General features: G+C 64.0%; 9 protein-coding genes. 3 read left to right on the plus strand and 6 right to left on the minus strand.

What is annotated here, in order from left to right; genetic code table 11:
• Nucleotides 1–151 precede the first annotated feature (151 nt).
• The 4 genes from V7116_RS13480 to V7116_RS13495 form a co-directional block, all read right to left on the minus strand.
• Nucleotides 152–490, minus strand: coding sequence for a GlsB/YeaQ/YmgE family stress response membrane protein (locus V7116_RS13480; protein WP_324392458.1), 339 nt, complete (start codon nucleotides 488–490; stop codon nucleotides 152–154).
• A gap of 408 nt (nucleotides 491–898) precedes the next feature.
• On the minus strand, nucleotides 899–2,056 hold the full coding sequence (locus V7116_RS13485; protein ID WP_324392459.1) for a thiolase C-terminal domain-containing protein: 1,158 nt from the start codon (nucleotides 2,054–2,056) through the stop codon (nucleotides 899–901).
• Nucleotides 2,057–2,254: 198 nt separating this feature from the next.
• A complete protein-coding gene (locus V7116_RS13490) occupies nucleotides 2,255–3,343 on the minus strand; it encodes a hydroxymethylglutaryl-CoA synthase (protein ID WP_324392460.1) in 1,089 nt (362 codons plus the stop codon).
• Nucleotides 3,344–3,532: 189 nt separating this feature from the next.
• On the minus strand, nucleotides 3,533–4,840 hold the full coding sequence (locus V7116_RS13495; protein WP_324392461.1) for a hydroxymethylglutaryl-CoA reductase, degradative: 1,308 nt from the start codon (nucleotides 4,838–4,840) through the stop codon (nucleotides 3,533–3,535).
• A gap of 286 nt (nucleotides 4,841–5,126) precedes the next feature.
• Between V7116_RS13495 and V7116_RS13500 the strand changes: the two genes are divergently transcribed.
• Both V7116_RS13500 and V7116_RS13505 read left to right on the plus strand, forming a co-directional pair.
• A complete protein-coding gene (locus V7116_RS13500) occupies nucleotides 5,127–5,342 on the plus strand; it encodes a hypothetical protein (protein ID WP_324392462.1) in 216 nt (71 codons plus the stop codon).
• A 22-nt stretch (nucleotides 5,343–5,364) separates the two neighbouring features.
• Nucleotides 5,365–6,711 carry an AI-2E family transporter gene (locus tag V7116_RS13505; protein ID WP_324392463.1) on the plus strand — a complete coding sequence of 449 codons (1,347 nt, stop codon included), beginning with the start codon at nucleotides 5,365–5,367 and terminating at the stop codon, nucleotides 6,709–6,711.
• 26 nt (nucleotides 6,712–6,737) lie between these two features.
• Here the strand turns inward: V7116_RS13505 and V7116_RS13510 are convergent, their stop codons facing one another.
• Both V7116_RS13510 and V7116_RS13515 read right to left on the minus strand, forming a co-directional pair.
• Nucleotides 6,738–7,208 (minus strand): hypothetical protein, encoded by a 471-nt coding sequence (locus V7116_RS13510; protein ID WP_324392464.1) that lies wholly within the window; start codon nucleotides 7,206–7,208, stop codon nucleotides 6,738–6,740.
• Between the two features lie 286 nt (nucleotides 7,209–7,494).
• Entirely contained in the window at nucleotides 7,495–8,247 is a 753-nt protein-coding gene (locus tag V7116_RS13515; protein WP_324392465.1) for an HD domain-containing protein, read from the minus strand.
• 225 nt (nucleotides 8,248–8,472) lie between these two features.
• On the opposite strand from V7116_RS13515, the gene V7116_RS13520 reads away from it, so the two are divergent.
• Nucleotides 8,473–9,789, plus strand: a complete 1,317-nt coding sequence (locus V7116_RS13520; RefSeq protein ID WP_324392466.1) for a CHAD domain-containing protein — start codon at nucleotides 8,473–8,475, stop codon at nucleotides 9,787–9,789.
• Nucleotides 9,790–10,058 lie beyond the last annotated feature (269 nt).

Genomic DNA, 10,058 nt, shown 5'->3' on the forward strand with positions numbered 1-10,058 from the left:
GGTCGCGGTCAAGAATAGATCAAATGAGGCTTACTGTCGAGGGGCATCAGGCAATCGCTGGGTGGCAGCACGACAACGGCAGCCCCCCACGCCGGGGACTGCCGTCGGTACGCGGTCGAGATGGAGCGCGGCGCAAAAATATCGTGCGAGATCAGTCGTAGCGGCGTCTGCGGAACAGCGTGCCCACCAGTGCGAAGACGATCAGCGAACCGATGATGGCGGCCACCACGTCGATCCACTCGATGACCAGTTCGCCGCCCAAGGCGCCGGACGGCTCGATGCCGAGGCGGTCGAAGATGAAGCCGCCGATGAAGGCGCCCACCAGCCCCAGTAGAACCAGCGCCGTCAAGCTCATCCGGCCCCGCGTGAACAGGTTGGCGAACAGCCCCGCAATGAGGCCGATCACCATCCAGGTGATGATCTGGCCGACGGTCGTGTTGAGGCTAACGGGCTTATCGGTGATGTCCTGAAAGAGTAAAAAGAACGGCATAACGCTCTCCTTGTGCGCAAACATCGTAAACTGGCGCTCGCGGTGAGCACCAGGATGAGCCTTGCTAACAGATTATGGGATATTTCGGGCGCAAGTGGCAAGAGGGGAAAACAGCGAAGAGCCGTCAGCCATGCGCGATCGGCCCAAAGCGGAGACAAAAGCGGGCGATGCAAGCATCGCCCCATGTGCACCGAATTAACGAATGGATACCCGATCCCTGCGATGAACATGCAACCAGGGAACAAGTCGCCAAGCCCGGCGTGTGTAGGGGTAGAGCTTGCTCTACCCGGCTTTGCTCACACCGGGCGATGCAAGCATCGCCCCTACGAATGACCCTGCCCGTCTCCCCTCTCCAACTTGATTGGAGAAGGGCCAGGGGTGAGGTTTCTGTGATAGCCGCGCAGTCCGCTACTCGACGCGCTCCAACACGTGCGCGACCGCCGTGCTGCCGATGCCGCCGATGCTCAGCGCCAGCCCGATCCGCGCGTTGGGGACCTGATTCTCGCCCGCCGCGCGGCGCAACTGCAGCGCGATCTCGACCGCTTGATACACGCCCGTCGCGCCCAGCGGATTGCCGCGCGCCTTCAGCCCGCCGAAGGTGCTGACCGGCAGCGCTCCCTCGCGCGTGATGCCGCCGTCCTGCGCGCGCTTCCAGCCTTCACCCCGCGCGGCGAAACCCGCCGCTTCGAGCTGCAGCGCCGACAGGATCGTGTAGCTGTCGTGCAGCTCGGCCAGATCGATGTCCGTGGGACGGATGGCCGCCTGCTCGTAAGCGCGGCCCGCCGCCAGATTCACCGCCCGCAGGAACAGCAGATCGGGGCGGTTGTGCAGCGCCAGCGTATCCGTCGCCATCGCGCTGCCGCGCACCCGCACGGGACGCGGCACGGCGTCCAGCGCGCGGTCGGTCGTAGTCATGATCACCGCCGCTGCGCCGTCGCCTTCCGGCGCGCTGTCGAACAGATTCACGGGCGGGGCCAGCACGGGAGCCTTCGCAAACGCGCCCGGCTTGAGCTTGTTACGGTACATGGCGAACGGGTTCAGCGCGCCGTTGGCGTGCGCGTTGATGCTGAACGCCTCGAACTGGTCGAGCGCCACGCCATACTCGTACATGTAACGCTGCATCAGCAGCGCCGCGATGCCCGACGGAGTCGCGCCGCGCGCCGCTTCGAAGTCCGCGTCGAGCACGGTCGCCAGCGACGTGTCGCGCTCGCTCCCGGTGCGGTCGGTGGCCTTTTCCACGCCGACCACCAGCACGGTATCCACCGCGCCGGACGCCACAGCCAGATAGCCCTGGCGCAGCGCCACGCCGCCCGACGCGTCCGCCGCCTCGACGCGGAACGCTTCCGCGCCCGGCAGCCCCGCGTATTCCGCGATCAGCGCGCCGAGGTGATTCTGGCTGCTGAGGTTGCCGCCCAGCGCGTTGGCAACGATCACCGCGTCCACCTGCTCGATCCCCGCGTCCGCCTGCGCCGCCTGGATCGCGCCGAGTGCCAACTGCCGCAAGCTCATGTCCCAGTGCTCGCCAACCGGGACCTGCCCTACTCCTACCATCGATACGTCGCGCATCGTGTGTTTATCCTCGTCTGCAAAAAACCATTCAGTTCATTTCAGCGGGGCAGTTCACGAACTGCCCCTACGGAACCTTTGGGCGAATGTGGTCTCGTATACGGGCGTATCGCAATATGCCCGTACAGATTCGCGCCGGATCGCGTTTTTCTCCCCTCTCCAACTTGATTGGAGAGGGGCCGGGGGTGAGGTTTTTTTCTAATCCGTCAGCAGCTTGCCGCGATAGCGCGTGTAGATCGCATAATCGACTTCGGTGCGCCGCGCGACGTATTCCTGCGTGTGCGGGGCGCGGTCGCGGCGCTCCAGAATGCGATCCGTCACGACGAGATCGAACGCATCCGACCCCGCGCCGCTCCCGTAGCTGACCATCAGGATCCGGTCGCCGGGCTGCGCGACGTCGAGCGTCGCCGTCAGACCCAACAGGCACGATCCCGCGTAGACGTTGCCGACCACGCCGGAAAGCAGCCCCGGCTCGATCTGCGCGTCCGAGAAGCCGAGCATCTTGGCCGCGCGCTGCGGGAACTTGACGTTGGGCTGGTGGAACACGGCCCAGGTGTAATCCTGCGCGGTCGTGCCCATCATCTCCATCAGGCGCTGCGACGCGCTGAGCGTATGCTGGAAATAGGCCGGTTCGCCCGTGAAGCGGTCGCCGTGCGAGGGGTAATGCTCGTGCGCGCGCCGCCAGAAGTCGGGCGTGTCGGTCACGTAGCTGTAGCTGCCCTGGTACAGCGCGAGGCTTTCGTCCGCCGGGCCGAGGATATAGGCCGCGCCGCCCGCCGCCGCCGTGTATTCGAGCGCGTCGCCGGGGCGTCCCTGCGCGGTATCCATGCCGATCGCCAGCACGTACTGGCCCATGCCGCTACCGACGAAGCCCAGACCCGCCTGCATCGCTTCCGACCCGGCCTTGCACGCGAATTCCCAGTCCGCCGCCTGGATGTTCGGGGCCGCGCCGATGCTCTCCGCGACGATGGTCGAGGACGGCTTGACCGCGTACGGGTGGCTTTCGCTGCCAACCCACACCGCGCGGATCAGGCGCGGATCGATGCCCGCGCGCGCCAGCGCGTTCTGCGCCGCTTCGATGGACATCGTGATCACGTCCTCGTCCAGCCCGGCGACGGCCTTTTCTTTGATCGGAGAGCCGCCCGTGCCACCCGTCCACACGCGCGCCACCTCCGCGCCCGGCAGCCGGTAGCGCGGCACGTAGGCCCCGTACCCGACGATGCCCACCGGGCGATCGGTCTTCAGCAGCGTCTGGCCTACCTTCAAAGGATTCGTTCCGTCCGTCATGATCTCACATCTCTCCCGTGTTCCGCCTGACCGTGCCAGGATCGTTACCGTGTATTCCCCGTCACGCGGGGCCAAACCAGTCATGGGGTAGCAAAACCTCACCCCCGGTAGACAGCGGCGCTCGCCGTTGTGGTCGTGCACCCCTGCTTCCATGGGCGTGGAGGCCGGGGGTAAGGTTCGTGTGTTGAGTTACTTCCGCCGCAGCGCGTCGATGATGTCCGCGGCGTGCTGCGTGGTGATAATGCCGTCTTCGACCATGCGCTGCGCCACGACCGCCACCTCGTCGCCGGACGCGCCCGCCGCCACGGCCATCTGCCGCGCGTGCAAAGACATGTGCCCGCGCTGGATGCCTTCGGTCGCCAGCGCGCGGATCGCGGCGAGATTCTGCGCCAGCCCGACCGCCGTCATGATCTGCGCGAGCTGGCTTGCCGAGCGCGTGCCCAAAATACGCAGCGCGATCTGCGCCGCCGGATGCACGCGCGTCGCGCCGCCGATCGTGCCGACCGCGACCGGCAGTTCCAGCCGCCCGTGCAGATCGCCGCGCGCGTCGAGGGTCCATTCCGTCAGCGAGCTGTACTGCCCGCTCCGTGCGGCCCAGGCGTGCGCGCCCGCTTCGAGCGCGCGCCAGTCGTTGCCTGTGGCGATCGCCACGGCGTCCATGCCGTTCATGACGCCCTTGTTGTGCGTCGTGGCGCGGTACGGATCCGCGACGGCGAACGCCGCCGCCTCGACGATGGCCCGCGCCACCGCCGGACCGTCCGCCGATTTTGTCGCCAGCGCGTCGGCGGGAATGGTGCATTCCGCGCTGGCCTTGCGGCGATCGGCCAGATTGCTCAGGATGCGCAAATTCACGCGCCCGCCCGTGATCTCCGCGATCATCGGCGCGAGGCGCTCCGCGGTGGTGTTGATCGCGTTCGCGCCCATCGCGTCGCGCACGTCGAACAGCAGGTGCACGATCAGCATGGGGCCAACGGGCGTTTCGAGCAGAGGGCGCAGCTCGATGCCGCGCGCGCCGCCGCCCAGATCGACCAGCACCCGGTCGCAGCAGTTCGCTTCTTCCAGCAGCCGCTCGCGCGCCTCCCAGACGCGTCCCGCCGCCGCATAGACGTTATCCACATCGAGCACCTGGATCTGCCCGATCATCACCGGATCGTCGGCGGTCGTGGTGAAGCCCCCGCCCCCGCGCGCCAGCTTGGCGGCGTAGCTCACGCCCGCCACGATGCTCGGCTCCTCGACCACCATCGGCACCAGCACGTCTTCGCCGTTGATCTGGAAATTGGTAGCGACGCCAAACGGCAGCGCGTACACGCCGATCACGTTTTCGATCATGTGATCGGCCTGTTCCGGGCCGAGGCCGGACAGCCCCAACAGCACGGCCTGATCGTCCGGCGACAGGTCCGCCCATTCCGCGACGGCGGCCAGCCGGTCCGCAAGCGACTGCTTATAGAAACCCGCCAACCGCGAACTGCGCTGAGGCGTGTGTTCGTTTGTGGTCATGATGGTGTGTGCCTTTGGATGCGCGCGTGCTACCTCTTAATCGTGCAGAGTGTAGCAGTGGCGATCTCTCAAAAGCTATCAGACCTCGCGTGGCGGGGCGGGTGCGGCTGTCAAACGCTACCGTCTCCGGCGGCGCGACCAGCGCGCAGGCATGACTTTTCGGCTCGTGCGCCCTGCCGTGAATCCGGTACAATCATCTGCCGGGCATTCTCACGTCACCATTGGCGCATCCTGTGTTTTCCAGTATGCTAACCATGATGCTTTTCAGTTGCGGAGATAGGGCACTATGTCGGATAACCTGGACGAACTACGCCGCCGTGCGCTAGAGGAAGAAGAAGTCGTCGAAAGTTATGAGGTCTATGCCGCGCCGGGCCAGGCCCCGGAACGCATTTTTGGCATGACCGCCGCCGAGCGCATGTTTGTGTCGATCGGCTGTTTCCTGGTCGTGTCGCTGTCCGGTTTTTTGCTGCTGCTCATACTCGATAAAATCGCGCTCCCTTAGCATCCGAGGGTCCCCAACGCCTATGGTCTCACCCGAGTTGAATCCCACCGGCCAGTACGCCATGAAGCTGTTCATCGCCATGCTGATGGTCGTGCTGGCACTGGCAGCCTGGACGCTGCGTGACGCCCTGCTGTTGATCTTCCTGGCGGTGATCATCGCGCTCGCGCTCCAAATGCCGGTCCAACGTTTACAGCGTCTCGGTCTCAGCCGGGGGCTGAGCGTCCTGGCCTCGTTTGGCGGGCTGATCGCGCTCATCGTGATCCTGCTGCTGCTGGTCGTGCCCGTGCTCGTCGAACAGGTATCGAGCATCGTGGAGCAGCTCCCCGACGCCTACGATCAGGCCCGCGATCAGTACGACGAACAGGTGCAAAAGCACGACTGGCTGCCCGAGATCAATTGGGATCAGCTCACCGGAGACGATCTGCGGAACTTCGTCATGGATCAATCGAAGCAGCTTCCGCAGCGCGTCTTTCCGTTCTTCTCCGGTGTAGGGGCCATCATTACCAGTCTGATCGTGCTGGTGTTCATTTCGCTGTTCATCGTCACCGGGCCGACGGATTACCTGGAAGGCGCGCTGACGCTCGTGCCGCGCGGCTACCGCGCCCGCGCGCTGGAGGTTTTCATCCTGCTGGGCCAGGGCTTGCAGCGCTGGTTCGTCGGGCAGTTGATCTCGATGAGCATCCTGGCCGTGATGATCGCGGCGGGAACGGGGCTGATCCTGGGGCTGGAAAATCCGCTGGCGTTGGGCGTTTTCGCCGGGGTGATGGAGTTCATCCCTAACTTCGGCTCGGTGATCGGCGTGATCCCCGGCGTGCTGATCGCGCTGGCCGAAGATCCGGCGCTCGTGCCATGGGTGATCCTGGTGTACCTGGGCACGCAGCAGATCCAGAGCAACCTGATCGGGCCGCGCCTGATGAGCCGTCAGGTCGATCTGCCTGCCGCCATCGTCCTGATCTCGCAGGTGATCGCCAGCGCGCTGTTCGGGTTCATGGGGCTGCTGCTGGCCGTGCCGCTCGCGGTCGTGATCATGATCCTGATCAAAGAAGTCTACGTCACCGACATGCTCAATTCGCGCAATGCCCGGCTCGAAACGCACTTCCGCCCGGACGGCGGCGAATACTTCGTCGTGACGACAACCGCCTTCCGCCCCGAAAAGCTGTCGCCGGGCGAAGCGGCCCGCCTGATGGCCCAGGGGCGCGATCCGTTCGAAGCGGCGGAGGGGCAAATCGTGGAAATCATCACACCGCCCTCGCCCACGGCGGAACGTGCCGCGCGCGGTCAGCAGATGGTGTGGGTCGCGTTATTGGGGTTGGTCGTGGCGCAGGGATTGGCGCTGCTGCGGTCACTGATCAGCCGCGAAGCCGCCTGACGGGTCGGGACGGCAGTGGGAAATGCTCAGTTCGACGGGCGCTTCCCCTCTAAGAAGGGGCGCGCTTCGTCGGGCGTATCGAAGTAAGCGATGCGGTCGCGGTAGGGCAGCGTCTGGTGCAACAGATCGACCAGGCGCTCTTGCTGGGGGATCATCTCGAGCACTACCGCGATCGGCAGTTCGTACCGGCTGAGCAGATCGAGCAGCCCGCTGAGCCGGATCAGGCTCACCAGTTGGACCGCCTGCAAGTCCAGCAAAATGCCCGTCATGTGCTGGCCCGATTCGTGCTCCGCGTGGATGTGGTGCGCGATCGCTCGAATCAGATCAGGCATAAAGTCGCCGCGTACCAGCACGACACACAGCCCCTCCGCATCAAAACTGACGCTGAAATCCGGTTCCAGATCTCCGGAACGATCCAGGCCCATTGTGTCTTTCCCCGCTTCATGCGCTGCCGCATCTACGCGAATTTGATAGGGATACCAGTCCGGCACGCTCATTGCTGCTTCTCCGCTTGTTGTTCTAGATTCAGTATCCCAAACTCATATTAAACTACAATCAACCTACAATTAATATCGTATAAAATTACGAAGCGGAATTTACTTTTTCATAAAGGAAAAGAACGTATAAAAACAGCCCCTCCCGCGCGCCGATCCGCCGCCCCGAACCTGTAAAAGAGGGCGACCAACCGCCGCCGGGCGCGACTGCCGGTCGCCGGATTGTGGACCATCAAAATGGGTGTTTTCGGGTGGGGAGGCAGCAGACTATGCGAAACCCGTGCGGGAGCTAGGTTTCGCGCCAACCGGACGCAACATCCTGCGCGATGGGCAAAAATGCGTTGGAAAAGGCCAGCTTGCTGTCGGCCAGCGCGCGGCCACGGTCCGAGTACATCGGCGGGAAATGTGCGCAGTCCTCGGCCACGCGATCCAGCGCTTCGGGAACCCAGGCACGGTCCGTGTCGGTCGAGATGCGTCGCAGCACCCCCGCCGCCCCGATCTTGTCGAGCTTGTCGGCGTCGTGCAGCACCTGCCCCAACGGGCTGCCGTTTTCCTTGAGGATCGCGGCGCGAATCTGGTCGATGACCAGGGCCGAGAACCGGTCTTGCAGGATGCGGCTGGCGAACTCTGCGCCCAGTTCTTCGTGGGTTTTGGAGTTGGTTGCCTCGTCGAGCTTCGCCACGTCGTGCAGCACGCCCGCCAGATAGCCCACCGCCGGATCGATCTCCTGGGATTCGGCAATGGAGACCATCGTGCCGGTCACGCGGAGCGTATGCGCCCACAGGTGCGGCCACCCGGGATGGCGCATCCCCATGTGCCGCCGGGCGATCCCGCCGATGCGCTCGCACAGGCGATCGGGCGGCTCCGAATCCAGCCATTCGCCGTTCAATTGATCGAGAAACCGGCTGGTCAGGGGAGCCGGACCTTCTTCCAGCAGCAGGTCAACCCAGTGCCCGATTGAATCCATCGGTCTGGCCGCGCCCACCAGCAGGTTTTCCAGCAGACGCGCCACGGCCTGCCGGTCGCTGTAAACGTATGACATGATAAGTCCCTTCAATCTCTATTCCCCAATAGTACGGATTATACAAAAATCGCCATAGACCGGGTTAGACGGGAAATTTCCAGGTAAAATTTAACGTTAAATCCATTTAATTATGCTACACTGGCCGATGTATAGGGTCGCTATTTCCACGTTTATAGGCCTCACTTAGGGAACCATAGACCCGACCCTTGGCGAATTAGCGGGAACACATAAGGAGCAATCGCTATGCCGGAGTTTCTCACCGAGCGTGATCGCAGCGCCCTCGCTCAGTTGCGCGATTGCATGACGAATCCGAAGCTCGTCAGCCGTGCCACTATTTTGCTGCTGGCAGACGAAGACAAGACCACCACGCAAATCGTGGAGACAGCGGGCGTCAGCGCCCGGCAGGTAGGGTACTGGCTGCGGGAATGGGACAAGCGCGGCTTGGATATCTTCCCGCCCGAAGCACAGGCCCTGTTAGCCCCCGGCTCAGACGAGCCGGTCAGCAGTTTGGGCGCTTCCATTGACGAAGTGGTCCCCTCCGACGACGGCGCATCGCTTGACGTCGTGCCGCTGCCGGGTATCAACCAGCCGCGCACGGCGTTGAACTTGCTCGATGCGCCCGGCGTGCAGCCCACCGATCCGATGTCCGAGGCCGGGCGCAAGGTGCTGTTGTTCCACTTCGAGCGCATGCTGCTCAACGAGCCGGGCGTCCGCGTGGGCGAGGATATTGAGGCGGTGCACGACATGCGCGTCGCCACGCGGCGGATGCGCAGCGGCATCCGTCTGTTCGAACCGTTTTTTAAACCGGGCCGCCTCAGCGCCTACAACGCCTCGCTGAAACGCATCGCCGGATCGCTGGGCGAAGTGCGCGACCTGGACGTGTTCATGGACAAGGCGCAGAAGTACGCCCAAAAATCGCCTGACGTGGATCTCGCGCCGCTGTTCGCGGAGTGGGAGAAGCGCCTGGAGATCGCCCGCGAACGGCTGATGCACCGCCTGGACAGCCGCGAGTTCACGCGCTTCAACGAGGAGTTCCACAAGTTCCTGACCACCCCCGGCAAGGGCGCACGCTCTCTGCCCGATCCTGAAGACCGCGAGCCGGTCGAGGCGCGCCACGTCTTCCCGCGTATGCTGTACGGGCTGTACGAGCAGGTGCGCGTCTACGACGATCTGGTGGACTCGCGCGAGGTCACAACCCTGCACGCGCTGCGGATCGAACTGAAGCGGCTGCGTTATGCGCTGGAATTCTTCGAGGAGATCCTGGGACCGGAAGGCCGCGCCGTGATCAAAGAGGTCAAGGTGCTGCAAGATCACCTGGGCGATATGAACGATGCCGAAGTCGCGGTGATGATCCTGCGCGATTTCGTGGACGAGGAAGACCGCAAAAACAGCGGCAAGCCGCGCTTCATGCGCCAGCCGGACGTCAGCGGCGTGCGGCAGTACATGCTCGCCAAGCAGCTCGAAAAAGATCGCCTGATCAACACGTTCCCGACGGCGTGGGCCGCCTTCACCCGCGAGGACGTGCGGCGCAATCTGGCGCTGGCGGTCTCGGCGCTGTAGGAAACAGGGATCAGGGGTTAGGGATCGGGGATTAGGGGAAACCCGGGCAAAGTTCCCTGCGATTCACATCAACGTGGTTTTGTAAGGGCGGGTTTGCAACCCGCCCTTGTCTTTCCCCGTAAAACCGCACACCCCGTAGGGGCGGGGCTTGCTCCGCCCGTTCTTTCAGAAAATCGGCGTGTTCCGTAGGGGCAATTCATGAATCGCCCCCACACAACCCCGTTGGCCGTGCCTGTCTCCCCTCTCCAACTTGATTCTGGGAGAACGAC

Origin of the sequence: Aggregatilinea sp., from assembly GCF_036822615.1 — a bacterium.
GTDB lineage: Bacteria > Chloroflexota > Anaerolineae > Aggregatilineales > Aggregatilineaceae > Aggregatilinea.

Excerpts from the sequence above, each read along its gene's own strand:
- V7116_RS13510 (WP_324392464.1), bottom strand. The coding sequence starts at position 7,208 with ATGAGCGTGCCGGACTGGTATCCCTATCAAATTCGCGTAGATGCGGCA.
- V7116_RS13495 (WP_324392461.1), bottom strand. The coding sequence starts at position 4,840 with ATGACCACAAACGAACACACGCCTCAGCGCAGTTCGCGGTTGGCGGGT.
- V7116_RS13505 (WP_324392463.1), top strand. The coding sequence starts at position 5,365 with ATGGTCTCACCCGAGTTGAATCCCACCGGCCAGTACGCCATGAAGCTG.
- V7116_RS13485 (WP_324392459.1), bottom strand. The coding sequence starts at position 2,056 with ATGCGCGACGTATCGATGGTAGGAGTAGGGCAGGTCCCGGTTGGCGAG.
- V7116_RS13480 (WP_324392458.1), bottom strand. The coding sequence starts at position 490 with ATGCCGTTCTTTTTACTCTTTCAGGACATCACCGATAAGCCCGTTAGC.
- V7116_RS13515 (WP_324392465.1), bottom strand. The coding sequence starts at position 8,247 with ATGTCATACGTTTACAGCGACCGGCAGGCCGTGGCGCGTCTGCTGGAA.
- V7116_RS13520 (WP_324392466.1), top strand. The coding sequence starts at position 8,473 with ATGCCGGAGTTTCTCACCGAGCGTGATCGCAGCGCCCTCGCTCAGTTG.
- V7116_RS13500 (WP_324392462.1), top strand. The coding sequence starts at position 5,127 with ATGTCGGATAACCTGGACGAACTACGCCGCCGTGCGCTAGAGGAAGAA.
- V7116_RS13490 (WP_324392460.1), bottom strand. The coding sequence starts at position 3,343 with ATGACGGACGGAACGAATCCTTTGAAGGTAGGCCAGACGCTGCTGAAG.